Source organism: Pseudoalteromonas sp. P1-11 (assembly GCF_001399995.1).
In the GTDB taxonomy this organism is placed as follows: Bacteria; Pseudomonadota; Gammaproteobacteria; order Enterobacterales; family Alteromonadaceae; genus Pseudoalteromonas; species Pseudoalteromonas atlantica.
This window is the reverse complement of record NZ_LJSP01000004.1, coordinates 413,711-439,439: the sequence shown is the minus strand read 5'-3', so window position 1 is coordinate 439,439 and position 25,729 is coordinate 413,711. Positions and strand designations below refer to the sequence as shown.

Annotated in this window: 27 protein-coding genes and 2 pseudogenes; 6 read left to right on the top strand and 23 right to left on the bottom strand. The window is 40.3% G+C overall.

Going from position 1 to position 25,729, the window contains the following annotated elements; genetic code table 11:
* Window positions 1-13: 13 nt before the first annotated feature.
* Window positions 14-532 carry a hypothetical protein gene (locus tag AN390_RS10170; protein WP_054982021.1) on the bottom strand — a complete coding sequence of 173 codons (519 nt, stop codon included), beginning with the start codon at window positions 530-532 and terminating at the stop codon, window positions 14-16.
* 27 nt (window positions 533-559) lie between these two features.
* The gene (locus AN390_RS10165) at window positions 560-802 is read right to left on the bottom strand and encodes a hypothetical protein (RefSeq protein WP_054982020.1); all 243 of its coding nucleotides are present in this window, start codon (window positions 800-802) and stop codon (window positions 560-562) included.
* 108 nt (window positions 803-910) lie between these two features.
* Here AN390_RS10165 and AN390_RS10160 point away from each other — a divergent pair, with 108 nt between their 5' ends.
* Window positions 911-1,819, top strand: a complete 909-nt coding sequence (locus AN390_RS10160) for a LysR family transcriptional regulator (protein WP_054982019.1) — start codon at window positions 911-913, stop codon at window positions 1,817-1,819.
* Window positions 1,820-1,938: 119 nt separating this feature from the next.
* Here AN390_RS10160 and AN390_RS10155 read toward each other — a convergent pair whose 3' ends face one another.
* The 3 genes from AN390_RS10155 to AN390_RS10145 all read right to left on the bottom strand — a co-directional run bounded on the left by AN390_RS10155 (window position 1,939) and on the right by AN390_RS10145 (window position 3,765).
* Window positions 1,939-2,181 carry a hypothetical protein gene (locus tag AN390_RS10155; protein WP_054982018.1) on the bottom strand — a complete coding sequence of 81 codons (243 nt, stop codon included), beginning with the start codon at window positions 2,179-2,181 and terminating at the stop codon, window positions 1,939-1,941.
* A 191-nt stretch (window positions 2,182-2,372) separates the two neighbouring features.
* Window positions 2,373-3,104: an SDR family oxidoreductase gene (locus tag AN390_RS10150; protein WP_054982017.1), complete on the bottom strand. Its 732-nt coding sequence runs from the start codon at window positions 3,102-3,104 to the stop codon at window positions 2,373-2,375.
* A 109-nt stretch (window positions 3,105-3,213) separates the two neighbouring features.
* On the bottom strand, window positions 3,214-3,765 hold the full coding sequence (locus AN390_RS10145; protein WP_054982016.1) for a carboxymuconolactone decarboxylase family protein: 552 nt from the start codon (window positions 3,763-3,765) through the stop codon (window positions 3,214-3,216).
* A 300-nt stretch (window positions 3,766-4,065) separates the two neighbouring features.
* Here AN390_RS10145 and AN390_RS10140 point away from each other — a divergent pair, with 300 nt between their 5' ends.
* Window positions 4,066-4,650 carry a TetR/AcrR family transcriptional regulator gene (locus AN390_RS10140; protein ID WP_055254277.1) on the top strand — a complete coding sequence of 195 codons (585 nt, stop codon included), beginning with the start codon at window positions 4,066-4,068 and terminating at the stop codon, window positions 4,648-4,650.
* 251 nt (window positions 4,651-4,901) lie between these two features.
* Here the strand turns inward: AN390_RS10140 and AN390_RS10135 are convergent, their stop codons facing one another.
* The gene (locus AN390_RS10135) at window positions 4,902-5,786 is read right to left on the bottom strand and encodes a LysR family transcriptional regulator (protein ID WP_055254275.1); all 885 of its coding nucleotides are present in this window, start codon (window positions 5,784-5,786) and stop codon (window positions 4,902-4,904) included.
* 166 nt (window positions 5,787-5,952) lie between these two features.
* Between AN390_RS10135 and AN390_RS10130 the strand changes: the two genes are divergently transcribed.
* Together AN390_RS10130 and AN390_RS10125 are read left to right on the top strand one after the other, a co-directional pair.
* A complete protein-coding gene (locus tag AN390_RS10130; RefSeq protein ID WP_055254273.1) occupies window positions 5,953-6,435 on the top strand; it encodes a DUF2938 domain-containing protein in 483 nt (160 codons plus the stop codon).
* 21 nt (window positions 6,436-6,456) lie between these two features.
* The gene (locus AN390_RS10125) at window positions 6,457-6,867 is read left to right on the top strand and encodes a disulfide bond formation protein B (RefSeq protein WP_055254271.1); all 411 of its coding nucleotides are present in this window, start codon (window positions 6,457-6,459) and stop codon (window positions 6,865-6,867) included.
* A 128-nt stretch (window positions 6,868-6,995) separates the two neighbouring features.
* Here the strand turns inward: AN390_RS10125 and AN390_RS10120 are convergent, their stop codons facing one another.
* The 7 genes and pseudogenes from AN390_RS10120 to AN390_RS10090 form a co-directional block, all read right to left on the bottom strand.
* Window positions 6,996-7,586, bottom strand: a complete 591-nt coding sequence (locus AN390_RS10120) for a TetR/AcrR family transcriptional regulator (protein WP_054982011.1) — start codon at window positions 7,584-7,586, stop codon at window positions 6,996-6,998.
* A gap of 126 nt (window positions 7,587-7,712) precedes the next feature.
* Window positions 7,713-8,663, bottom strand: coding sequence for a thioredoxin-disulfide reductase (trxB, locus tag AN390_RS10115; RefSeq protein WP_055254269.1), 951 nt, complete (start codon window positions 8,661-8,663; stop codon window positions 7,713-7,715).
* 19 nt (window positions 8,664-8,682) lie between these two features.
* Window positions 8,683-9,006, bottom strand: a complete 324-nt coding sequence (locus AN390_RS10110) for a co-chaperone YbbN (protein WP_055254267.1) — start codon at window positions 9,004-9,006, stop codon at window positions 8,683-8,685.
* 545 nt (window positions 9,007-9,551) lie between these two features.
* Window positions 9,552-10,040, bottom strand: a complete 489-nt coding sequence (locus tag AN390_RS10105) for a GNAT family N-acetyltransferase (protein WP_054982008.1) — start codon at window positions 10,038-10,040, stop codon at window positions 9,552-9,554.
* A 56-nt stretch (window positions 10,041-10,096) separates the two neighbouring features.
* A pseudogene (locus tag AN390_RS10100) lies at window positions 10,097-10,300 on the bottom strand (GNAT family N-acetyltransferase); the annotation flags it as partial.
* 160 nt (window positions 10,301-10,460) lie between these two features.
* Window positions 10,461-10,703, bottom strand: a pseudogene (locus AN390_RS10095) (GNAT family N-acetyltransferase); the annotation flags it as partial.
* 204 nt (window positions 10,704-10,907) lie between these two features.
* Window positions 10,908-11,408 (bottom strand): lactoylglutathione lyase family protein, encoded by a 501-nt coding sequence (locus AN390_RS10090; RefSeq protein ID WP_054982007.1) that lies wholly within the window; start codon window positions 11,406-11,408, stop codon window positions 10,908-10,910.
* Window positions 11,409-11,509: 101 nt separating this feature from the next.
* On the opposite strand from AN390_RS10090, the gene AN390_RS10085 reads away from it, so the two are divergent.
* The gene (locus tag AN390_RS10085) at window positions 11,510-12,379 is read left to right on the top strand and encodes a LysR family transcriptional regulator (protein WP_055254265.1); all 870 of its coding nucleotides are present in this window, start codon (window positions 11,510-11,512) and stop codon (window positions 12,377-12,379) included.
* A gap of 64 nt (window positions 12,380-12,443) precedes the next feature.
* On the opposite strand, the gene AN390_RS10080 is transcribed toward AN390_RS10085, so the two are convergent.
* The 8 genes from AN390_RS10080 to AN390_RS10045 all read right to left on the bottom strand — a co-directional run bounded on the left by AN390_RS10080 (window position 12,444) and on the right by AN390_RS10045 (window position 23,021).
* Window positions 12,444-13,646, bottom strand: a complete 1,203-nt coding sequence (locus AN390_RS10080; RefSeq protein ID WP_055254263.1) for a multidrug effflux MFS transporter — start codon at window positions 13,644-13,646, stop codon at window positions 12,444-12,446.
* Between the two features lie 231 nt (window positions 13,647-13,877).
* Entirely contained in the window at window positions 13,878-14,957 is a 1,080-nt protein-coding gene (locus AN390_RS10075; RefSeq protein ID WP_054982005.1) for a heparan-alpha-glucosaminide N-acetyltransferase domain-containing protein, read from the bottom strand.
* Complete coding sequence (locus AN390_RS10070; RefSeq protein ID WP_055254261.1) at window positions 14,941-15,579, bottom strand: hypothetical protein; 639 nt, start codon at window positions 15,577-15,579, stop codon at window positions 14,941-14,943. Before AN390_RS10070 ends, AN390_RS10075 begins: the two co-directional genes overlap by 17 nt.
* Window positions 15,572-17,920 carry a GNAT family N-acetyltransferase gene (locus tag AN390_RS10065; protein WP_055254260.1) on the bottom strand — a complete coding sequence of 783 codons (2,349 nt, stop codon included), beginning with the start codon at window positions 17,918-17,920 and terminating at the stop codon, window positions 15,572-15,574. The genes AN390_RS10070 and AN390_RS10065 overlap by 8 nt, the downstream gene beginning before the upstream one ends.
* A 25-nt stretch (window positions 17,921-17,945) precedes the next feature.
* Window positions 17,946-19,124 (bottom strand): MFS transporter, encoded by a 1,179-nt coding sequence (locus AN390_RS10060; protein ID WP_055254258.1) that lies wholly within the window; start codon window positions 19,122-19,124, stop codon window positions 17,946-17,948.
* Complete coding sequence (locus tag AN390_RS10055) at window positions 19,121-20,440, bottom strand: lysine N(6)-hydroxylase/L-ornithine N(5)-oxygenase family protein (protein ID WP_055254256.1); 1,320 nt, start codon at window positions 20,438-20,440, stop codon at window positions 19,121-19,123. Before AN390_RS10055 ends, AN390_RS10060 begins: the two co-directional genes overlap by 4 nt.
* The gene (locus tag AN390_RS10050) at window positions 20,440-21,978 is read right to left on the bottom strand and encodes an aspartate aminotransferase family protein (RefSeq protein ID WP_055254254.1); all 1,539 of its coding nucleotides are present in this window, start codon (window positions 21,976-21,978) and stop codon (window positions 20,440-20,442) included. Before AN390_RS10050 ends, AN390_RS10055 begins: the two co-directional genes overlap by 1 nt.
* A 365-nt stretch (window positions 21,979-22,343) precedes the next feature.
* A complete protein-coding gene (locus AN390_RS10045) occupies window positions 22,344-23,021 on the bottom strand; it encodes a haloacid dehalogenase type II (RefSeq protein WP_055254252.1) in 678 nt (225 codons plus the stop codon).
* Between the two features lie 150 nt (window positions 23,022-23,171).
* Between AN390_RS10045 and AN390_RS10040 the strand changes: the two genes are divergently transcribed.
* The gene (locus AN390_RS10040; protein WP_055254250.1) at window positions 23,172-23,798 is read left to right on the top strand and encodes a DJ-1/PfpI family protein; all 627 of its coding nucleotides are present in this window, start codon (window positions 23,172-23,174) and stop codon (window positions 23,796-23,798) included.
* Between the two features lie 116 nt (window positions 23,799-23,914).
* On the opposite strand, the gene AN390_RS10035 is transcribed toward AN390_RS10040, so the two are convergent.
* Entirely contained in the window at window positions 23,915-24,706 is a 792-nt protein-coding gene (locus AN390_RS10035) for a class III extradiol ring-cleavage dioxygenase (protein ID WP_055254249.1), read from the bottom strand.
* Window positions 24,707-24,892: 186 nt separating this feature from the next.
* Entirely contained in the window at window positions 24,893-25,648 is a 756-nt protein-coding gene (locus AN390_RS10030) for an SDR family NAD(P)-dependent oxidoreductase (protein ID WP_055254247.1), read from the bottom strand.
* Window positions 25,649-25,729 lie beyond the last annotated feature (81 nt).

Genomic DNA, 25,729 nt, shown 5'->3' with positions numbered 1-25,729 from the left:
TAAACAGATTAACTTATTCGTTTTTAAACTTCCTAAATATCCACACATTCAGCCCAATTAGCAACATAACAATTAATGTTAGAATTGGAGGCTTTGATTGTAATGGTAAAAACTCAGCAGTTACCTCTGGAATCATGTGAACATACACTGCGACAAACATAATAGATAGCGCTAATAGTGATGAGCAATAAAATACTTTTCTTATTATATTTTTTGTTAGAACCTTGGATAAAGTAAGCACAATCAAAAACCCTAAACCTGCTGAAATTTCACCTAATTGACCAGCCCACCTAGCTATCTCGGGTAATGGCAGTCCACTCAAAGCTATTTGTTTAGTAAACATAGTATTGAACGGCTCAAAGAACTTTACTGTGCCAGCCATAATTAAAAAAATAGCTAACAAGCCGGTTAATAGCTTTTGCATGATGGCCGAAGGGTTCATAGCTGAATGGCGTAACGCCAGCCACATTAACCCGACAATAACGAATACACTCGATATTAGTGATACTTCTAGTAATAATTGTTTCCCCATTTCATTTTTCCTATATTTTATGGTGAATTATTTCTCTTCAGATTCTAATAATACTTTGCTAACAAAAAGCCGAACTGTTGGTGCAACTACAGCTAAAAGCAATAGTGCAGAAGGAATAACTTCTCCTATAGAGTATGACCATGCACTCATAAATGAGACATCGTCAGACACCATTTTCCTGGCCATAATAGCCGTCATGCCCAAAAGCATTGAAGGTAAAACCATTGAGGCTATTAGCGGGTATTTAAATTTTTGAGGGAATTTTTTCATATTGGTCACACCTTGAATAATTTAGAGGGCATATTTTAAAGCCTTGCCCTTATTTCAAAAATAGCTATTATTGAAATTTATAAATTCATATTTGAATGATTAGATATTATGGATGCAAAAGAGCTCGGCAATTTATATTGGTTTTGCCTGTCAGTAGAGTGTGGTGGTTACGCCCCGGCTAGTCTTTTAGCTACAGCCTCTGCCCCGACGCTTTCTAGGGCTGTGAGTCAGTTAGAAGAAAAAGTAGGTGAGAAACTCATTCATCGACATGCCAAAAAATTCCAACTCACTAATGCAGGTGAAGAATATTACCGACGCTTTGCTCCTATTTTCAAACAAGTTGATGAACAATGGCTCAATCTTTCTAATACACAGGCAACATTAACGGGTGAGATTTATGTATCGTGTCCAGAGCCTTTCGCTGATTATTTTCTTCAGAATCTAGCAATCGAATTTATGACAGAACATCCCGGTGTTAAAATCCACATTAGTTTCTCTTCTGACACTGAAAACTATATTGATGAACGTATTGATCTCGCGATTGTTACTACACCGAGCAATATACCTACATTAATTCAAAAACCCTTATTTCAAACTGAGCTAGTCTTAGCTGCATCACCCAAATACCTTAAAGCTCAAGGTATTCCCAATAATATAGAGTCATTACTTGAACATAATTTACTTGCAGGAAATACTATACCTTTTTGGGAATTTAAGTACCAAGGTGTAACTACAAAGCTACCTGTAATGGCTAAGTATTCAATAAATAGCCTCCGTTTAATGATTAATGCAGTTAAAGCGGGCATAGGGATAGGCTTGATACCGAAAGAAGTGTTAGAATTTGAAAAAGACGCAGTGCTACAGAGGGTATTGCCCGATGTAGAGTGCCCGAAAGGCAAAGCTTATATTGTATGGAGTGATCGTCAGTTGATTGCTAGTAGGGTGGTCGCATTTAGAGAAAAAATAATTCAAAAAATGGATAAACCATCAGACTTATTTAAATCCATAGTGAGTTAGTTTTGCTAGAACAGATTAAGTGCTAAATACATTAAAAAGATAAGTCTAATAGACCGCTATTGGCTATTATAGTATTGATGACGTTGATAAAAATAAGCGCTTAAAGTCAGTACAACTTCTCATTTTGCTTCTGGCTCTAACAATATTTTCGTCACAAGGAGTTTAATCGTTGGTGCGACAACTAATAATAGCATTATTGCAAAAGGGATAATTTGCTCAATAGAGTTAATCCATGCACTGATAAACGAAGCCTCATCAGGCAGGGTTTTATAGGCCATCACCCCAGACGTTCCTAGCAACATTGAAGATGACACCATAGAAACAGTAAGTGGATATTGATACTTACGCGGAATTTTTTTCATGCTTGCTCCAAGGTGTCATTAAAATTCAGCTTACTGAATAGAAAGTAAATAGCTAAGTCCTAATACAGAAATAATACCAAAGCTTGCCATGGTCCATTTTCTTCTATCTTTCTCTGCTATAACGACAAAAAAAAATAACAGTGCTTGAGAGTAGATAGCCGTATAACCCTTAGCTATTAGCTCAAGATTTACTATGAAAAATCTTTCAAGATAATATTGTCTGCGTAGCTTTGGTAAGCACCTTCAATCATCTTAGCCATATCGTCTGGGAAGAGTAAAAAGTCGCCTTTTTCAAGAGAGTCTATAATGCCTTCAGAGACAGACTCAGCACTTGCTAAGTTATCAAAGCCAGCTCTTTTTCCCATATCTGTTTCAATTGGGCCTGGGTGAACACTAAGTACCTGAACGCCTTTTTCGGCAAATGCGTCTTTCAATCCTTGTGTGATTGAGTAGGATGCAGCTTTAGATGCCGAGTAAGTGGTTTCCTGAAGAAAGTTTTTCATCGATACCACAGAATTCAGTTGGACTAACGCACCTTTATTACGTTCAAGCGCTTTTGCAAAGGCGTTAGCGATACGCACTAAACCATAAACATTAACGTCTATTTCCCTAGCTAAAGACTCAAAAATATTCTCTGCTAAAGGTGTAGTCGACAGCATTATACCTGCGTTGTTAACTACAAGATCGACATCAGTAGCCTCAGCTGCCGCTTTGTTAACTGAGTCGGTGCTTGAAATATCCGTCTGGATAGTTGCTACTTTTTCACCGTATTGCTTTTCTAATGCTTTAGTTGACTCAGGATTGCGCACACCAAGATATACTTTTTTGGCACCGTGTTGCAGAAGTGACTCAACAATGGCTTTACCTATGCCACGATTTGCGCCGGTAACGAAAGCTACTTTGTCTTTAATGATAAAACTCATTTGATATTCCTTTGGTTTAGTATCCGTTGCGATTGCTAAAGTTTTATCGCAACGGAAAATTGATTAGGCTGTAATACAGTATTTACTATAACTGTGCAGTTATAACTCGTTACTTTTTAGTCCATTCAAATTTATTAAACATTGAATCTACTGGTGTTTCAGCAATGTGGTTTACATAGTTGCTGATCACTTTTTGTGATAACCCAAGAATGATTTCTAATACTTGTTGCTGCGCGTAACCTGCGGCAAAGAAAGCATCGACTTGTTCAGGTGTTACGTTGCCGCGTTGGCGTACGATAGCTAGCGTGAAATCTTGAAGCGCTTGTAGTTTCTCTGTTGGCATCGCTTCTTGGTTACGTAACGCCTCAGTTAAAGCGGCATCAACTTTCATTGAGTGTGCAATACCAGTATGAGCTGGCACACAATAATGACACTCATGCTCAACGTTAATTGTTTGCCACACTACAGTTAATTCTTCTGCGTTGAATGATGTTGCTGTAAATAACTGATGTAGCTGTGTATAAGCTTTTAATATTTCTGGTGATTCAGCCATTGCTGCATATAAGCCAGGAACAACACCCATTTGCTTTTTAGCGCCCTCTAAAATTGCTTTGCTTTTTTCTGGTGCTGTTTCTACTGTGTGTAATGTAAATTTGCTCATTTTTAATCTCCAATGACATAGGTTGTTTAGGGGTTGTCCCTTTATAAAAAGGGAATAAATCTTGAAGCCCCTTAGTTGATGGAGTGAACTATATACCCACCTGAACGATCGTTCAAGTTATATTTGAGCGATCGTTCAATTATTTTAAATATGTAAATATAATCTATTGTATTTAAATGGATATTTGTCTTGAAATATTTTTGCTTTATTAGAAGTCACCTCTGCTGAGTTTAACTTTACCTAAAGATAAAATATAACTATAATTGAACGACTGTTCATTTAATGTTTTTAGGTGAAGTTATGGCAAAGACCACAACATTTGATCGCCAAGAAGTGATAGATAAGGCAACCAATCTTTATTGGAAGAAAGGCTTTCATGCAACATCAATGCGAAACTTGCAAGACGCGGTAGACCTTCGCCCCGGTAGCATATACTCAGCATTTGGTAATAAAGATGGTTTATTTAAGGAAGCCTTAGCTAACTATGCTGATATGAGCCTGTCACTATTACAGCAATGTAAAGACGAACATGATTCGCCACTTCATGCACTAAAAGCCTTTATGAAGTTAATAATAGTAGAGTCACAAAATAGTGCTCCAAATGGCATTTGTATGCTGTCAAAAACTATTTCAGAATTAACAGATGAGAATCAAGATTTAATTGATGTAACGAAAGCACATCTAGTTAATATATCCTCAGCATTGGTCAGATTAATTGAAGAAGCACAGACATTAGGTGAGGTGGATAAAAATAAAAATGCTGAAGATCTTGCTACCCATGTACAAATTCAAATAACAGGTTTACGTACTTTTGCTAAAATTAATAAAGACAAAAATAAGGTTAGTGCCATGATAGACGATATTTTTACGCATTATCCTTTTTAATAGGAGTTAAGGGTTAATCATATAGGTCTAAAGGATCAAACCTTGGCGGCCTACAACATGCTCCTGATCCTCTGAAAATGGCACTCTCTAGCTACTCAACAACATTAAATACTGTAATAATTGGCAAAGTATTTTACTGTGTCGGATGGCGCTTCACTTATCCGACCTACACTGGCATATACCTAACAGCTCAAGTTAATCCCCCAAATTATTAATTCACTTTAACGCCTTACATTTAACAGCAAAGCCATTTACACATTTGAGCGGGTTGACTCTATAAACCCTTTTACATAATCAAGCTGTAAGTCGTCATCGCGCACGCCTACATTAACGCTTTTTTGCAGCCCTTTATTACCTATGCGGATGCCTTTTATGCTTAAACGGCTTTCGTGCGATGACACTAGCCACTCTGGTAATACTGCTACCCCCCGATTGGCAGACACTAATTGCAGCATCATTTCGGTGCTTTCTATGGGTACTCTGCGTCTGGGTTGCACGTTAGCGGGGTCTAAAAATCGGGTATATACATCTAAGCGGTTGTAGCCTACGGGCACGGTGTAAAGTATTTGGTCTTCTAGATCGTGTGCTGTAACAAACGCTTTGTTGTATAACGGGTTTTGCTCGCTCACGACAATACATAAATTGTAGTTAAACACAGACCTAAAGTTTAAGCCCTCTGTATTGACGGGGTCGGGGGTTATTAGCACATCTATTTCGTTGGCTTTTAGCGCTGCTATGCCATCAAATCTAAAGGCACTTTTTATTTCTACGTCTACCTCTGGCCATGCTTTTAAAAATTGCTGAATTTTGCCCATTAACCATTGCTCACACGGGTGGCATTCCATGCCTATACGCATGATTCCTCGCCGGCCTTGGGCAAATTCTTGCAATACGCGCTCGGCGTGCTCAAACTCGGTGACCATTTTGTCTGCAAGTGAAAGTAAATAAAGCCCCGCCTGAGAATACACCAGCGTATTGCCTTTACGGTGCCACAGTTTTACGCCAAATCGGCGCTCTAATTTAGCAATAGTATGGCTCACAGCCGACTGGCTTAAGTTTAAACTCTCGGCCGCGGCGGTCACGCTTTTAAGGCGATTAACCTCTTTAATAATGTGTAGATGATTACGTTCAAGCATTATGATTTATATTCATTCCAAAACCAGTTTTTACCATTAGTGTTCATAATGGTGTTTTGGTAATATTATCACATTACATACCCAAGTCTATGCACTTTGCTGTTGTGCTATGTATACACACCAGCAAAACACCTAGCATTTAACGTATTACCAGGAGATACAGCCTATGTTTAGCGACTCTATCTATACTTTTATATTAATAGGTATAGGGGGCACACTAGTGTTAGATATTTACGCGGGGTTACTCGCTAAGTTTTTTGATTTACCCGCCACAAATTGGCGATTAGTCGGGCGCTGGGTAGGTCATATGAAGTCGGGGCAATTTTATCAGCCTGCACTACCTAAGGCCGAAAAAATACCGGGTGAGCTTGGTATTGGTTGGGTTGTACATTACCTAATTGGCATAGCGTACGGGTTAATATTAATGGTGAGTGTAAACACACAGTGGCTTGATTTGCCAACCATACTACCTGCATTACTTGTTTCATGGTTTGGCATAGTTGCCCCCTTTTTTATTATGATGCCAGGCATGGGGGCGGGTATGGCCGGTGCAAAAACACCTAACCCCACCGTTACGCGCATAAAAAGCTTTGTAGGGCACACCATATTTGGCTTAGGCATGTTTTTAACCGCACTGGTTTTAGCATAATTTTAAGTAGGAAAGCAGACTATGAACATTTTAAATTTAAGCACCTATTCTACGCATATAAAAATAGTGGGCTTATTAGCTATTGTTATTTCAATAGCTGCGTGGAGCACAGACTTATTAGGCATAGTGTATGCCTGCCCCTATTGTAGAGTGCAGCGCTCAGTAATAGGCCTGTTAGGCTTATTATTAATAACGCCTGCGGTTACACACTGGATAGGCAAATATTTTGCTTTAGTAATTGGTTTTTTTGGCGCAACAGTGGCCGCTAATCAGCACTTTATGGGCTGGAAAAAAATATCAGCAGGCACCTTTGAATTTAAAGATAACCTGTTAGTTGACCCATTTATTTTATCGGCCTGTGCACTAACAGGTATTATTGGGCTCACTTATTTAGCAATAACAGCCGCAAAGTTACCTGCTAAAACGGTTTAACATTTAGTACCGTAGCTAAAACAAACAAGGCGCACTTTTTATTAAAAGTGCGCCTTGTTTTTTTATATATAAATTTAATTTAGTTACGTTAAATCTGTTTTTTCTATGCGCTTAAAGCAATCTACTTATTACCACCTATCTAAAAATAACTCACAGGCTTCTAAAAGCTTTTCCCGTGCAATGCCGTCTCTTGATTGAATAGAAAGGCCATTAATAAAGGTATCTAAAATTAGCATAAATTGCTCTACGGGCATTTCTTGTTGCCACTCTTGCTGGGCTGTTCCGCGCTCTATGCATTTTACAAGCGCTTTACGAATGTCGTTGCGTACCGACAGTGCCATTTGCTCAACTTCTTTATTTTCGTCGCCGCAGTTTAAGCCAGATAAAACAATCATGCAGCCCGATGGTTGCTTAGTTGAGGTTTGCATATGAATGGTTTTAAACACCATGTTTTTAATCGCTGCTTTTGCAGGAACCGACTCGTTTTCTAGCTCCGAAAAGGTCTCTCCACAGGTGCTGGTATAAAGTGCTAAACATTCACTGTATAGAGCTTGCTTTGAGCCAAATGCTGCGTAAAAACTCGCAGATGAAATATTGCCTAACACTTTGCGTAGCTCAGCTAAAGAAGTGGATTCGTAGCCTTTTTGCCAAAATAAATCCATTGCACTTTTTATTGCATCTTCACGGTTAAACTGGCGTGGGCGTCCGGTTCGGGCCATATAAATTACCTCAAGTAAGTAAATTTTAAATAAGTGTATTGTTAGTTAAAACACTCAAGCCCGAAATACTAAGTATTGTCGGGCATTGTGCTGATCATATCATAAGTTTTAAATACAGTTGCTGTGCTAAGCACCTAAGCGTGTAAAGTATTGCTCTACATCTAGTGCAGCTTTACACCCAGAACCTGCAGATGTAATTGCCTGCCTATAATGGTTATCGCTTACATCACCTGCGGCAAATACGCCGGGAATATTCGTTAATGTTTCACCATTTTCAAACCCAGAATACACATTAATGTAGCCATCGCGCATATCAAGCTGATCTTTAAAAATATCTGTATTAGGCTGATGCCCAATGGCAATAAACACGCCATTAACGCTCAGTGTTTCTCTATCTTGCTCCGGTAACGTTGATTTAATAGTAATTCCTGTAACGCCGTTAGCGTCACCCACTATTTCATCTACTTGGTTATTCCACTTAATAGTTACTTTACCTTGCGCTACTTTATCAAATAGGCGCTGTTGTAAAACCTTTTCGGCACTGAGTGAATCACGACGGTGAATAAGCGTAACGTGCGAGGCAATATTAGCTAAATATAAAGCCTCTTCAACAGCGGTATTACCACCGCCAACCACAGCTACGCTTTGGTTTTTATAAAAAAAGCCATCGCAGGTTGCACATGCCGATACACCCTTACCTTTAAACTCGGTCTCGCTTGGTAGGCCAAGGTACTTTGCCGATGCACCCGTAGAAATAATTAACGCATCAGCTGTGTAAGTTTGCTGCCCTTTAAGTACAAATGGCCTTTGCTGCAGGTCAACATGTGTGATGTAGTCATGCACTATTTCGGTATCAAAATTTTCAGCATGTTCTTTAAACTGCCTCATCAGTTGTGGCCCCTGAATACCCGTTGGGTATCCTGGCCAATTTTCAACATCAGTTGTTGTTGTGAGTTGCCCACCCACTTCAAGGCCAGTAATTAGTAATGGTTCAAGGTTTGCTCTAGCTGCATAAATAGCGGCAGTGTAACCAGCAGGCCCTGAACCCAAAATTATCAACTTTCGATGTGCGCTCATTTATCACCTCTTTGGCGTACTAATCTTTTAAAATTAGCGCTTGTAGCTCTGGCGCAGGCATCATACCTACAGAGCGATTTATTTCTTTACCTTTTTTAAATACAACCACAGTAGGAATACTTCTTACCGCTAATTTGCCTGCAACTGATGGAAAATCATCAATATTAAGCTCACCCATAATAATATTTTCATCAGCGAGGTTATCGGCTACTTGCTCGTAAATAGGCGACATCATTTGGCATGGAGCACACCACTCAGCCCATAGTCTTACAACTAATTTGGCGTCTTTTTTGTTTAGCGATTCAAAGTTTTCATCATTTAATTTAATTACTTGGTTAGTCATTTTTGGCTCCTAGTTAAAAGTAAAAATCGACCCACAGTGACACACCTATATTTCGCCTAACAGGTTATTTATATATGCAAACTACGCATAATAAATATCAGAGCTATAAACGTGTTTTAAAAAGATGCTATTTAAAATACGAGGAACAAACTCTTAAAAATATCAACTTAAAACACATTACCCATAACACTTGTGGATCGATTGATCCGGAATTTACACTCAAGAATCGCGAGTGTCAACAACTTATAGAACACTCATTCCATAAATAAGTGAAATTAACACTCAAAAAGCCGCACTCATAAATTATTTTGAAGCGACTTTGTTTTTATTTTTTAAATTAAAGCAATAGGTTATAAAGTAAAAAAAAACAACGCAGCTAGAGCTGAAATTTAAAATAATTAATTTATGGTTTTTGAGAAAAGAGTAGGGAAGGTGAGCAATATACATTCTGAGGTTGTGAGTTTTTCTTAAATAATTTGAATAATAAATGCGATTTAAAAGCATAATAATGAACGCACATTGTATTTATTATGCTATTTGAAGGTTTAGAGGCCTACGACGGCGCTGCGCCTTTCCATTAAAGTTACATTGCGCCATACGCCATGCAGTTGGCCTAATTTTTCTCGGTTTCCAACTTGCCTAAAACCATTACGAGTATGTAGTGTAATGCTGCTTATGTTTTCAGGGAATATACTGGCTTGTAGCATCCATATACCGTTGCTTTCTGATTCATTAATGAGTGCACAAAGCAATGCGTGCCCCAAGCCTTTACCTTGGGCTTGGTTTGCAACATATACACTTACCTCGGCAACGCCCGAGTATACCTCACGGCTTGAAACAGCAGATAACCCAGCCCAGCCAAGCACCTTTTCATCCTCAACTGCAACAAGACGACAACAGTTGAACATAGAACTATTCCATTGTTCCCAATTTTTAGCTTCAGTTTGAAAGGTCGCGTTGCCGGTATCAATGCCTTGCTGATAAATATTTTGAACGGCTAAAAAATCGTTCTTTGCAAATGGCCTTATGATCACAGTATTTCCTTAAAACTATTATCATTCTTTAAAATTAGCGCTTACTTATAAATGAGTTAACGGCTAATTTTAATTACCGCTAACATATCGTCTTCGTCCTCATCGAGGCCAACTTCCTCAAACCCAAAACTTGAATAAAAATCTTTAGCTATTGGGTTTTGCGGGTTATAACAAATCTCGATTTGTTCAAGCTTAGAAATCGTTTTAATCTCTTCAATTGCCATAGCCAGTGCTTTGCGCCCAATGCCTTTATTTTGATAATACCAACTCCATTAAGTATGTGTTCTAAATTTTACGCCGAAAAAACAATTCAGTTCTAGGCGTAAATTGATGTAAATGGTTGTTCCCTTTACGAAATTTAAAACAAAGAAATGGGTTGTTTTAGCAAGTAAAATAGAGCAGCTATTTATTGGAGTTGGTATAAGTTTGATCTACCATAAAGCGCCAAATAGAAACCTTTTTAGGGGTTTCTTGTACCCACATAAAAAAGCCAACTGGCAGAGCATTTAGGTAAATCGCTTTACAGGTATACCCGCTATTGTAGTGCGCCTCAACTAACGACCACATATTACACGCTACGTATTCTTCTTGCGTTTTAGCAACCTCTAAATCGCTTATGGCTTCATAGTTATCGGCGGTGATGTCTTCCAGTGACAGATTCATGTTTTTCCTTTAGAGCAACTTTGTGCAATTAGTAAGCTATCAGTGTATGTACCTATAATCAATCAAATGAAGATATTGATTTTTATACACCCAATATTAGCCAAATTAATAATCTACAAGTCTATTTAAAACAAAAAGGCCGCAGTAAATAAATACTGCGGCCTTTGTTTTTAGCTAAGTACTTTTTTTTAAGCTAAGTGCTATTTAGTAAGCGCCTGCGCTGTAAATAAGCTCGTAGCTGTGGCTGTAAATCTCAAGGATGTTACCAAACGGGTCTTCCATGTAGATCATGCGGTACGGCTTTTCGCCAGGGTAGTAGTAACGTGGCTCTGGCATACGTTTTTTACCACCTGCAGCAACAATACGCTCCGCTAAGCCTTCAACATCTGGGTCTTGTACACAAAAATGGAAGATACCGGTTTTCCAGTATTCAAAGTTGTCTTTAGGGTTTTCTTGGTCTTTAAATTCAAAAATTTCTACACCAATACGGTCGCCTGTTGAAAGGTGCGCTATTTTAAATTTTTCCCAATTTGGACCAAATACATCGGTGCACATTTCGCCAATGGGGCTGTTATCTTCTGTGATCACGGTAGGCTCCATTATGGTGTACCAGCCCATCACCTTAGTGTAAAACTCTACGGCTTTTTCAACATCTGGTACTGAAATACCAATGTGCGAAAAACTACGTGGATATGTATGACTCATAATGCTTCCTCTTTAACTGTGATTAGTTGATGGAGTTAGTTTACGAACCCGTGCTTATTAAGTAAAATTATCATTAATCATCATTTTGAGTACGTTTTGTAATGATAAACCCGACATGGTTAAACACGTTTTGTACGTTGGTTGAGGTAAATCATTTTACCCAAACAGCCGAGCGCTTATTTATGACCCAATCGGGCGTAAGCCAGCATATTAAAAAGCTAGAGCAGCAAGTAAACTGCGCGCTATTAGAGCGCCACGGCAAACAATTTACCCTTACCGTGCATGGGCAAAACCTGTATCAGCAAGGCAGTTTGTTATTAAAAGAATGGCAATTTTTAGAACAACAATTAAAAGATGACTCGCCCTACAGCGGCCTAGTAAAAATACAATCGCCTGGTAGTTGTGGGCTACAATTTTATAGCCAATTATTAGCATTACAGGCTGAGCATACCGAGCTTAATATTGATTATCGCTTTGCACCTAATACCAGTGTAGAGCAAGCTGTAGCAAACCACAGTGCCGACATAGGCTTTTTAACCCAAGCCCCCACGCTTAGCGAAGTTACCAGCCACAAAATTGGCCAAGAAGCTTTATTATTAGTAACCCCAGCACATATTAAAAACCCAACATGGGAGGTTTTATGTGAGCTTGGCTTTATTGGCCACCCCGATGCAAAACACCACGCGCAGCTATTACTTAGCGAAAACTACAGCGAGTTTGAGCATGTTGATCAAATTAAGCGTACGGGGTTTTCTAACCAAATAAGTTTAATACTCGAGCCGGTAAGTTTAGGGCTAGGTTTTACTGTTTTACCTGCCTATGCGGTGGGCGCATTTAATAAACCAGCGCTTATAAAAACGCACCATTTAGCTAATCCAATCAGCGAAAATATTTATGTGTGTCATCATCGTAACAGGCCAATGGCAAAGCGCATGCACACGGTAATTGAGGCGATAAAAGCGGGGGAATAATTTTTTAAAAAGGCAGTACAGCCAGCTTTAATTTACTGTACTGCCTTTTTGGGTTTTAGCGTGTTTAAACCTTAGATATATAGGCGCTTACATACGCCTTATTTTTAAATACCAACCACAAAGTAAGCGCTATAAGGCCAATACTTAGCTGAATAACACCTAAGTTTTTAATTAATGTTTCTGCATTAAGCGATACAAGCGCCATGCCTATTGCGCCTGCAATCATAGAGCAAAACTGAATAACGGCCACAGCAGAGCCCGTGTCCGTTGTTTGTTGCTCTAACATTAAATTAGTACCGGGCACGCGGGTAATAATAACGGTTAGAGTAGCTATTGCTGCTAATGCACCAAATACCCAAGGCGATAAACCGCCTATAAAAATGGTACTTATACCGCATGCTGTTAGGGTTAAAAAACTCGCAGTAATTATTTTTTTTACCGATACACGTTTAGAAAGCCGCATATAAATTGTTGGCCCAAACGAGGCGCACACAGCATTCGCTGCAAAGGCGTAACTAAAGGTTTGTTCCGACAAACCAAAACCGTTGATATATACATAAGAGCCCGCCGCTAAAAACGACATTAACGCCATAGGCACAATAGTAAAAACAGCCAATAGCGATAAAAATGGCGGGTTTTTAACTACTACAGCTAATCGCCCCCACGACTGAAAAACAGAGCCGGCGTAGCGTGTATGTAAGGTTTCGCGGTAAAAAAAGGTAAATAACATAGCCACCGAGCCAAACACGGCTAAAGCAGCAAACATCATATGCCAATTAGCAATTTTTAATAGCAATGCGCCCAGCACAGGCGCCACCATAGGGGCAATAATAACCAGCGACATAATAGTGGCGATAATTTTTTCTCGCTCGCGGCCATCGTACAAATCTTTTACTATTGCCGTGGCTACAACCGTTACTGCACTTCCGCCAAAGGCTTGTAATAAACGCGCGCCTATAAGCATTTCTACAAAATTAGATAACGCACAAAGCACACTGCCTATTACGTATATTCCAAGGCCCATAAGCAAAATAGGTTTACGGCCAAATTTTTCACTTAAGGGGCCCCAAAATAATAGTCCTATGGCGTAGGCTGCAAAATATACGCTAAGCGTTAAGTTAACCATGGCTTGGTTAGTATTTAGTTTCTCTACCATAGTAGGTAAAGCAGGAAGATATAAATCGGTAGTTAAAGGGGGAAATGCACTAATAATAACTAAAAAAATTAACGTGCCAGTTTTGCCTAATACAGGCTGTTCTACTTTCAAACTAAACTCCAAAAAAAACAAAATAACTGACTAATACACAATCTTGCTTATACATAACGTGGTAAATGCAAAGCACGACTGCACTCATTACCTACTTAATAGACTCCTTTTGTATGCTCCACGTTATAAGTAGATTTTATATACTCTAAGCCCATGTGTATATTGCTCATTTTTTATGTTCGTTTTTTATAGCTGGCTATTACTTTACCAGTAATAGCCAGCGAGTTTAATTTATGCTGTACGCTTAGGCTTTTGCTTAATAGCGAGTATGGTTTGCTTAGCTTGCAAATACACTTTGTGCACTGCAAAGGTTAATAAGCTCATAAGTACCATTAAGCACAACGTTGGCCAAAACGACTGTGTATGATAACCAAACACGCCCATAAGCCAGCAAATTAGCACCCATTGAATAATGTAAAGGGCCGTTACATGTTTGCTCGCATATAAAAGAGCGCGGGTAATAGGGCCATTAAATTTATTGGCAATGGCATATTCTATTAAGGCTAATGCACATAAATTTAAACCAACTAAATAAATAATACCGCCGCCATTTAAGTGAAAAAAGTTACCAAACTGGCCTTTAAAATCAATAAATAACCACACGGAACCAATCACTAATAATGCGACCCCTAACTTTGCACACACATTAAATAAATACGCTGCATTATGTTGGCTATTTATATATACACGCCCAAGCACATACCCCGTTAATATAGCGCTTATCCACGGAAATACCGGAAAATAAACTTGGTAGTTATTAGCAAAAAACAAATCACTAATGTAAGGCGAAAGCGCAAACTGCTGCCCCCTAACAAACTGGCTTACAAGTGCAATAGCCACGGCTAAACATGCAATCCATGTGGTTTTCCAGCGGGCAATATTAAGCGCGCCAAACAGCACTAAGCTCACCCCAGCAAGTTGTAAAATATCACCGGTTAACACCATAAATTGTAACTGCCCAGCACTGAGCGGGCTTTGCCAGCCATAGGCATTTATAAATGCCTCGGGCATGGTATTAAATACCTCAATGGGTAGCCAAAATTTTGCCGCATTCATTAAATAGGCAAGTAGTAAAAGCTGTATACCACGCTTAATTAATAACATGGGGGTTTGCCTGCGCGAAAGCGCCATAGACAGCCCCATTGCCACTAAAAACGAGGCGGTGCCTTTGCCAAGTATATGGATAACAGCCCCAAATAGGCTCTCACTTTGAAGCGTTGTGCTCGAGTACATCCATAGGGTGTGTACCAAAATCATAATAAAAACGCTCGCACCTCGGGCAAGGTCTATCGTTTTAAGACGTGTGTTCATTGGTTTTAATATCCTTTTTAGGGCAGGTTTGGCATTTGTTATAACCAGCTAAATAATAACGACAGCACGTTAAGCGACCGGCCGTTAATTTAAATGGGGTGTTTAAATTAAAGTGGTTGCTGATTAAATTGTGTAGCTGCTGATGGCAATGTGTAGTGTGATCAGCGCTTGCTAAATTTAAGCTATGGGCGCGCTCAAATGCGCTGTTAAGGGCGTCGATTAATAAGCGCCCTTGCTCTTTTTTACCCAGCGCATAATCGCTATTTATCCACTTACCTACACAGCTAAAAAACTCAATAAGTGCAGTGTTTTGCTCGGCTTTACTTAATATAGGCGCACCGCTGAGGTTAAACCCTCGGCTATAAGCGCCATTAATTTTAAGCTGTAATTGCATGGGGTTATGTGCATTTTGTTTAGAAGTATGCCAATAACAATAGGCATAAATAGTTTGCCAACAAAGCTGCAAATACAAATGGCGGCTAATAAATTGCGTAGGCGCATGTGGGTAATGCGCCTTGCAATGAATCGCTAATTTGCGCACTAAATCTAAGCTTGGGTGAGCCGCAGTAGCTGGCTCATTTGGGCAAAATAAAAAGTGCGCAAGGGTTACAGGCTTAGCCATACAGCTTTGCCGATACCGGGTTATTTAAACTTCCGGCAAACTGTAAACTGCCTGCTGGGTCGGTTAAATCAACCATTTGTTTATTATTGCCAAGCTGCAAGCGGTTTAAGCAAGAGTGTGCAAATTCATCACTAAAAAAGTCATACTCTTTAAAACGCGCATTTAAGGCAGGGTTAGCCTGTTGATACGCTTTAACACTTTGCGCAACGCCGTGCCAAAAGTCGTGCTCGGTAATGCGTTCTTCTCTTACTAAAATAGCCACTAGGTATCTAAAAAAGCAGTCAAATACATCGGTAAATATGCTCAGTAATTCAAGCTCTTTTGGCATAGCAATATGAATACGCGACACTTCCTCAGGTAAAGGCTCAGTGCTATTAAGCAGCGCCACTTCTTCGCCTATGTCTTTCATGTAAGCGCCAACAGGCACTGAATTTTTAAGCTTTAAAATAAGGTTTTCGCCGTGGGGCATAAACACTAATTTATGGGCATAAAAACTATGCACTAACGGGATAAGATAGGCGTTAAAATAGTGTTGCAGCCAAGCATGTGTGCTTAAACCACTTTGATCTACTAATGCACCTGCCATACTTTTACCGTTGTTATCTAGGTGCAGTAGTGCGGCCATGGTGGTGAGCTGCTCATTATTTTGTAAGTTATGGTTTGGGTTCTCGCGCCATAAACAGGCAAACATTTTACGATACGGTGTATCGCCCAATGCGCTTTGCTCAAAGGTATGATGCGCATACCCTAAGGTGGCGTACTCTCTTAGTGCCGTAAAATTGCACGCACTAAGCGTGGGGTCGTAGTTTACTTTATTAAATACCCAATCATTTATAGCCGGGGTTACCGCCATATAAGCGCGCGAAAGCCCGCGCATAAAACCCATATTTAAAATAGACAGCGCCACTTTTAAATACGGCTTATGCGGATGTGAGCAGTTATATAAGGTACGAATAGATTGCTGCGCTTGATATAAATCGTCGCCTTCACCTAAGTAAACTAAGCGGTTATTGGCAAACTCGTTGGCAAACACCACACTTAATTTATGTTGGTATTGCCACGGGTGCGCTGGTATTAATAGGTAGTCGTCGGGGTTTAGGTTTTGCGCTTTTAGCGCTTTGGTAAACGCATCACGGGTGGTTAAATCAAGCTCACCACTAATATGGCTTGGGTAATCACTAAAGTATTCACTATAAGCAAAATCACATACTGTTTTATGCGCCGCTAACCACAATACTTTAAACGGTTTACCCACCTCTGGCGCATAGCGTAAAAAGTCGGTTTTGCTAAAACCAATACGGCCATTATTAGCCACAAACGCAGGGTGGCCTTCGCTCATTGCGGCCTCTATTTGTTGTAGCCCTAATTGCGCTAGTTTAGCTGCGTTAAGAGTGTTGTTTTCGCGTTTATAACAGGCACTGGCAAGTGTGGCGTTAAGCTCTTCAAGGTAAGTGGCTAAACGCTCGCCAGTTAAACCCAGCGCAGGGCCTTGCACGCTAAAAAAATGCAGTACATCAAGCTCTGCTTGCTCGTTGTTAAGGTTATAAAAGCATAAGCTTGGCTCGTCTATATCTATGTGGTTAAGCGCCATAGCACGGCCATTAAATATAAAATAACCCCCTTCAATATTTACTTTAAAACCTTGTGGGGTTTGCTCTGCAACCAATAAGCGCTCGTGTACCAGTTCGCTAATGGCTTTACTTTGTAAGTGCCTGTTTGCCCATTGCCAGTGGTCAAACTTTATATAGTCGGTGTTTATTGGCGTTTGCGCTTTGTGATGTAAATTAACGTGCGTTTCAAACGCAGCTTTATTACAAAACCCAAGGTAGGCGTTTTTATCGCCAAGGGTTATTTGCTTAGTATGCACAAAACCTAAACGCTTATTTAAGGTATGAATTTTACTATTGGCAATATCGGGCTCTACTACTACGCGTGCATCGGCATTATGAGTAAAAATACTGTGCAATACGCACTGCATTATTTCAAAACTAAAATGGCGTTTAGGCTGTGTATTTGGGGCAAGTAAAATATGCATGCCGGTATCGTTTGGCAGTACCTCATAGGCAGCTGCGAGTAGCTTGTCGTGCTTTGGGCTGTAAAGCTCAACTAAGGCAAGCAGCTCATTATTTTGCTCAATAACATAGGCATGATGGTGCGGGTTGTTAATTATATCTTGGTAGGCGCTGCACATTTGCTCGGGGGCGTGTTTACTCATACCCCAAAAATGGGCGTAAGGTAGTGTAAGCCACTGGCAAATTATGGGCATATCGCTTTGCTGTAGTAACCGCATAGTCACATTACCTGTGTGTTGTAACGTGGTTACAAAAGATGAAAAATACATAAAAACTCCTAAACCTTTTTAATTATTAAGTGGCTGTGTGTGCAGCTTGGCTAACAAACTTAACGCGCCATAGCAAAATAGCGCCAAGGCTTGCAAAGCCAATGGCAGCAAAGTAAAAAGGCACGGTGGTATTAAAATATTCCACACTCATACCCACTAATAACGACGCTAAAATAACGCCAATATTTTGCGCAACATGCACTTTGGCAAAATCACTGCCGTAGTGAGCAGGCTCGCTTTTAGCAAATAGCATCACTTCTAATAAAACCATGACTTGAAACAGCGCTATACCGTATAAAACGCGCGAGCTGACAACTAACCACACCGACTCTTGCGCCTGTAAATAAAGCCCAATAGCGCCAAAAATAAGTGCACACGAAAACGTACTGGTGCGGCTAAGCGTAGGAAGAGGTAAGTGCTGCCTAAAGTGGTTAAACAACAGCATAAGTAGGGCTGCAAAAGCAGGAATGGCGTACACAAGCGCACTTTGGAATGCACTGCTTTGTGCGCTCATTCCTTGCCAATGGGTAGTAAAAAACGGCCTAATTAAAAACGCACTAAAGTAAACAACCACGCTTATAAAGCAAAATTGCCAAATAAAATACGGTGTACGAGTACGTGGTTTTTCGCTTTCAATCGCGTGCTGATAAATACCTAACTTTAAGCTCACCATTAAATAGGCGCACAGCAGCACTTGTATAACATCGCCCGCAGCACTTAATAACAATGCATAACGCGGTGCATTTATACTAAAAAAGTACCCGCCCACTAACGCGCCGCCAATAGCACCAAAGTGCATAAGTACCGAAAACAAGCCAATAATAGAAAGATGCTTACTTTGCTGCTCTAAACGCAGTGCAAACGGGTAAATAAGCAGGTAACTGGCTTTGAGCACCAACATAAGCTGATAATAAAACCAAAATTCCCACACGTTAGTTGCAAAATAACAAAGCAAACCAAAGCAGGCGGCAATCACTTGCGTTACAAGCCAAAGAGCCAGCTCGTGGTATTTTTTGGCAACCTTTGCCCACAGGGGCAGCGCGAGCATAACGGTAATACAACAGTTAGCTACAAACACGCCAATAAGTGTGGGGTTACTTACAGAAAATTCGCTGGCAAAAAATTGCGGATAAAACGGCAGTAATAAGGTGTCGCACACTACCGAAATAACCGTAAGCAAAATAAGCGCTAAACGTAAACTCATGCGGCGTTACTCTTTTGCTGTGAATGGGTTTCTACATCGCTTAAATCAAAACACTGAAAAGCAATTTTTTGCTCAACCTGATACGGCGCATAACCGAGTATTTCGCGCAAAATTATACTGTTGCGATAACACGCCATGCCTAAATCGGGGGTTACAAAGCCATGGGTGTGCTGCTCTGCATTTTGTACAAATATACGTTTTTGTTCGCTATCTATTGCATACTCGCGGCTAACTAAGTAGCGGCCTTGCTCATCTTCTGGGAGTTGCTGTGCAATGGGGTTTAAAAAAGCAGGGCGCTTGTATTTAAAGCCTGTGGCACAAATTAAGTAATCGGTTTTTATTTCAAAGGCTTCATTTAGCTCTTGATGATAAAACTCAGTGACTAAGCGACCAGCACTTTTACGTGTATTAGTAAGCTTGCTGTTAGTTTTAAATGTGGTAGAAATGGGCCCATCTAAGCTTTGCGAGTAAAGGGTGTCAAAAATGTCATTAATTAAATCGCCATTAATGCCTTTAAATAAGTTTTTTTGATTTTGATTAAGCCAATCTCGTTGCTCAGTTTTTAAATTATAAAAGTAATCAACATATTCAGGAGAGGTCATCTCAAGGGTGAGTTTAGTGTATTCCAGCGGAAAATAACGCGGCGAACGCGCAATCCAATCTAGTTGTAAACCTTGTGGCACAGCTTGTTGTAATAAGGTGTGATAAATTTCAGCCGCACTTTGCCCAGCTCCTACAACCGTAACGCGTTTAGCCGCTTTTAGCTCATCAAGGCGGTGGCAAAAATCGCTACTGTGCAGTACGTTATTAGAATTACTTTGCACTGCGCAATCAGGAATATATGGGGCAGGGCCGGTGCCAAGCACTAAGTGGCGCGTAACATAGTGCTGCTCCCCATTTGGGGTTTTACAAGTAACGGTATAGCACTCACTTTGCTGGCAAAACTCAACCTTTGTTACACTTTGCTCAAAGCTTACGTTGCTAAGCTGCGAGCACACCCACTGGCAATAGAGGTTGTACTCTTTACGCAGTAAAAAAAAGCTCTCGCGAATATAAAATGGGTATAAGCGATTATTAAGCTTGGCATAATTTAAAAAACTGTACTTGCTGGTAGGGTCTGCAAGAGTCACTAAGTCAGACATAAACGGTGTTTGCAAGGTAACACCTTCTAGCATCATGCCGGGGTGCCAATCAAATTGGCTACGCTGCTCTAAAAATAAGCTTTTCACGCCCTCTAGCGGCTCACTTAAACACGCTAACGATAAATTAAACGGGCCAAGGCCAATGGCTATAAAGTCATAAGGTTGGTTACTCATTATTTTTGCTCCTTATACGTTTGCCACGCAATAGTGCTAATTTGTTCAAGCACGGCGCGCACATCGCTCAATTGGCACTGGGCATTAAGTAACGTAAATTTAAGGTAATGACGGCCGTTAATTTTGGTGCGCGCAATCATGGCTTCACCAGTATTTAAGAATGTTTGGCGTACGTGCAGGTTTAGGGTGTCGAGTAAATCGGGGTTATGTTTTAGCTCCTCTGGCGCAAAGCGAAATACCAGCGCGCTGAGCTCTGGGTAATTTATAACTTCAAAATCAGGGTGGTCGTTAAGAACAATATGGGTTTGACGAGCAAGGCCAATTACTTTATCAAACGCTCGCCCAAGTGGCGCTTCACCCATGGTGCGCAGTGTTAACCACAGTTTTAAGGCATCAAAACGGCGTGTGGTCTGTAAGCTTTTATCAACTAAATTTGGCGTACCATTGCCAGCCTCAGCAAGCGGGTTTAGATAGTCGGCGTAAAGGGTAATATGGCTAAAGTGGCGTTTGTCACTTAATAAAAAAGCACTGCAGCTAACCGGTTGCATAAACGATTTATGGTAATCAATGGTAATTGAATCTACTTTTTCTATGCCGTTTAGGGCACTTCGGTGATGCTCGCTTACCAATAATCCGCCGCCGTATGCGCCGTCAACATGGCACCAAAGCTGCTCTTTTTTAGCAAGTTTTGCTATGTCTTCAACAGGGTCAATTGAGCCAAAATCGGTTGTACCTGCGGTAATTACCACAGCGATAGGTAAATCGCCCTTAGCTTTAGAATCCGCAATTGCGTGGTTAAGTGCGTCCATATCCATTTGCATTTTATTGTTTGTAGCCACGGGCACTACCGCGTTATAGCCAAGGCCCAGTAATGCCGCTGCCTTTTGAATACTAAAATGCGCCACCTCAGAGCAATAAATACGAAAACGAGAGGCTACTTCAGGCAAGCCTTGCAGTTTTACTTCATGATTAGGTGCATAGCGGCTCACTGCGACTTCGCGAGCAACAAGCATAGCCATTAAGTTCGATTGCGTACCACCACTGGTAAAAACGCCATCGGCAGTGCTAGGTAATTTTGCTTTTTCACAGCTCCAATCAATTAATTTTTGTTCAATAAGGGTCGCGCCAGCGCTTTGATCCCAGGTGTCTACCGACGTGTTGATTGCGCCAATGATGTGCTCTGCTACAACCGCAGGGTACGTAACAGGGCAATTTAAATGCGCCATATAACGCGGATGATGAAAATACACTGCGTGATCTAAATACACACTTTTAAGCTCGTTTAATACTGCAGGAAAATCAGCAAGAGGTTTGGCTAAATCTACATCATTTACAGTGGCGGCTAGCGTATTAACAGACACGCCAGAAAACGGCTTTTGCGCTTTAGCCATAGCTTGTTGTACAGCCGAAAGCCCCTGCAACGACGCTATTTGGTAGTTAATAAACTGATCGAGATTAAATTGAGGAGGTAACCCGTTTTGCTCAAATATTGCTTTATTTTCGACAGGGCTGAGCTGCGCCGATTGTAATTGTGACATATTCGCTCCTTGGTTGTACTTGTATTGGGGTTGAGGATCTTAATAGTAACAATTTGCATTTACAATAATGATTAAGGGTTAGATATAGGTTTATTTTCGCAATTAGGAGTGACTGATTAGTTATAAGGAATTACTTTTAAAACTAACAAAGTGTATAAAATGAGCTATGAAAGGGTGCCAAAATGTGTGCTAAATAATGACAGTTTGTAAAATAGTGCGATAGTTGAAATATAAGAGTTGAGAAATGGGGGGTAGCTAAAAGCGAACGTATTATAAGTGTGCAGTACCACTATAAGAAGTAAACCCCCTTTACAACTCGGTTAAACCTTAAGTGCTAAAGAGGGATATAAAAGTAAAAATGCAGCTTAATTGATATCTTCAAGCTTATTTTTTAAATCCACTAGATCGGTGGCTACGGTGGTTGGCTGAATTTCCCACGGATCAAAAATAGAATCCTCAGAGCGTTTTATCCATGCTCCGCGCATACCATGTGAAATAGCGCCGGTAATATCAAACGGGTTACTCGAAATAAGCCACGTGTTTGCGCCCGTTGAATTTGTTTCGCGTAAGAAATGGCTGTAAACACCTGGGTTTGGCTTAAATGTTTTCATATCGTCGGCACTTACTACACCTTCAAAAAGCTCACTAATACCTGCAGTTTCGAGCAATTTATTTACCGCATCCGCAGCGCCATTAGAAAATGCAAACAATCGATAGTTTTGCGCTTTAAGTTGCTCAAGGCCTTTTTTAACATCGTCAAAGGCCGGTAAAACTTTATACTGCTCAAGCAATTGCTGCTTTTGATCATCACTAAGCTGCGTTTTATGCGCTAAACACGCGTAATCGAGAGCATGTTTGGTACACAACGAAAACGGTATATAGTTTTGCATTAACCCACGCCTAAACGAATACTCTAATTGTTTTTCGCGCCATGTATTTGAAAAGTTTTGCGCGGTATCGCCTATCATATCTTCAAGTAAAGACAGCACGCCGTGAGTGTTTATAAGCGTACCGTATACGTCAAATGCGAGTGTGGTTGCCATGTTTGCTCCCAGTAATTTTAAGATACTTGTAAGTTAGTCGTTTTGAGCTTAACTTACTTTGAACGATTGCTCAAATTAATAAAGTTTACAACACGATTGCAGCGCCTATTATTTAAAAACGATACAAATTAAAGGACTAAATAACATAGTATGAAAATATATTTTTTAATTTACGACAAAGTTGAAGAGCTGGATTTAGTTGGTTCTTGGGAACTAATAGGCCTGCTGGCAGAAAAGGGACTATGTGAAAAACCCAAATTAATATCGCTAAATTCTATGACTCCCTCAGGTGAGCACGGCATGCGTTTTTGTGCCGATTATCATTTTACTGACCCAGTGCAGCCCGATGTATTATTTGTACCTGGCGGTAGTGGTGCACGTATAGCAATGGAAGACCTTGACGTTATTAATTATCTTAAAAAAACAGCTGAAAACTGCCACAGTGTTTTATCTATTTGCACTGGTATGTATTTAATGCAAAAAGCGGGGCTATTCAAGCATAAAAAAGTAACCACCCACTGGGCTTTTCTAGATCACCTTAAAAAAGATAACACTGTAACCGTAGTTGAAGAACGCTTTGTAAAAGATGGCAATATTTGGTCTTGTGCGGGTGTTTCAGCAGGTATGGATATGTGCCTTGCTTTTATTGCCGATTATTTTAGTGAAGATGTTGCCTCCACCATACAGTTAGACGCAGAATACTACCCGTCACCAATTATTTATGGTGACGCGCATAAAAATAGCGCCACATCTAATTACATTAAAAAGCTGCGTTAAAGCCCACTTTATAAATTTATGTTGGGCTTTGCTGCTCTTAACCCAACATACGCTTTGTAAACCCCCATTACACTTTGATTAAAAAACCAAAGGCGCTTGCACTGGACTGATTAAAATTAATAAAACTTATAGGTATCAAGCGCTAAAATATCCATTTCAATATCACTAAAGAGTTTTTCAACTTGCTTGCCGCCTGCGCCCATAGCAGCAAAGAGTGGTAAAAAATGCTCTTGGGTAGGGTGGTTAAATAACACATGGGGTGCATCGGTTAAGTAATTTAAAAGTGCGGGTGTATCTTGCGCTAAAAGCGCGTGTTCAACCCATTGGGTAAACGCTTTTACCCTTTGTACACGGTTAGGTGTAGCAGGGGTTTTAAACACTTCACGTAGGTTGTGGCTAATGCCGCCAGAGCCAATAATTAATATATTATCGTCACGAAGTGGGGCAAGTAACTGCCCATATTCATACATGGCTTTTGCGCCTAGTTGAGTATTTATAGATACTTGTACAATAGGAATATTTGCCTGCGGGTACATTAAGCGCAGTGGTATCCATACACCATGATCCCAGCCTTGGCGTTCATCGAGTATTGCTGTGATGCCTTTATTTTTAAATAGCGTTGCAATATTACCCGCAAGCTCAGGATGTCCTGGAGCTGGGTATTTAATGTTATACATATGCGCAGGAAAATTGTAAAAGTCGTGAATGGTTTCAGGCGCTTGCCCTGCGGTTATTACAATATTATGAGCCGCTTCATCGTGGGCCATATCAAAGTGCGCCGAAAAAATAACAATAGCGCGTGGCGTGTTGAGTGACTTGCCAAGCGCTTTTAAAAAGTCGGACGTTGGCGATTGCTGTACGGCCATAATAGGTGAACCGTGAGAGATAAATAGTGCAGGTTGAGCCATGCTAATACCTAAGGGTTTTATTAATATACCCGTATTTTATTGGCTTTTATTTTGTTAATAAATAAAGCGCACATTGAGATATTATAAATACAGTATTGTTAAACTGATTTTTATTTGCCCCCACGTTAAAAAGCCGATGCATAAATATCGGCTTTTAAATTACCACTAAATAAGCAATAAGGCGTGTTAGTAGTTAATTGCACCACCATCAACGTTAATACATTGTCCGGTCATAAAATCGCTGTCTTCACTGGCTAAAAAGTAAATAGGGCCAAGTAAGTCTTCAGGCTCCATTGCACGTTTTATTACTCGTGAGCCTAGTGTGCTATTTTTAGCTTTATCAAACTGTGCGTTATTTTTAACGCCTTCGCTTTCGGTTAAGCCAACTAATAGGCAATTAACTAAAATATTATCGTTAGCAAGCTCAGTGGCCAACGCACGTGTTTGCCCAACAACCGCGCCTTTAGATGCCACATAATGGCAAAACATAGGTGCACCACGTAAAAATGTACCCGATGCAATGTTAATGATTTTACCACGACCTAATTTACGCATGCTAGGCAACACTGCTTTGGTACACTGAAAAGGCCCACGTGCATTTACGCGCATAACTAAATCCCATTCGTCTTCAGATATTTCCCAAAATGGCTTAAGCTCAAGCGCAGCAAATATAGCGGCATTGTTAACTAATATTTCAACCGGGCCAAATTCAGCTTCGGTTTGTTTTACCATGGCATCTAACGATTCACTATTCGTTACATCTACTTTGCAGCCTATTGCTTGGCCGCCAGCGGCAGTAATTTCAGCTACGGCTGCGCTTGGGTCGGCTAAATCAGCAAGCACAACTTTAGCGCCTTGTTGAGCTAAACCTTTCGCATAAGCAGCGCCAATACCTTGTGCTGCACCAGTAACGATGGCTACTTTGTTGTTTAATCTTTTCATGGCTTTATCTCTTAGTCATTAATAAAAATATAAGCGTGCTTATTCACGTACAGCGATACTGCATTATTAATAAACCCGACT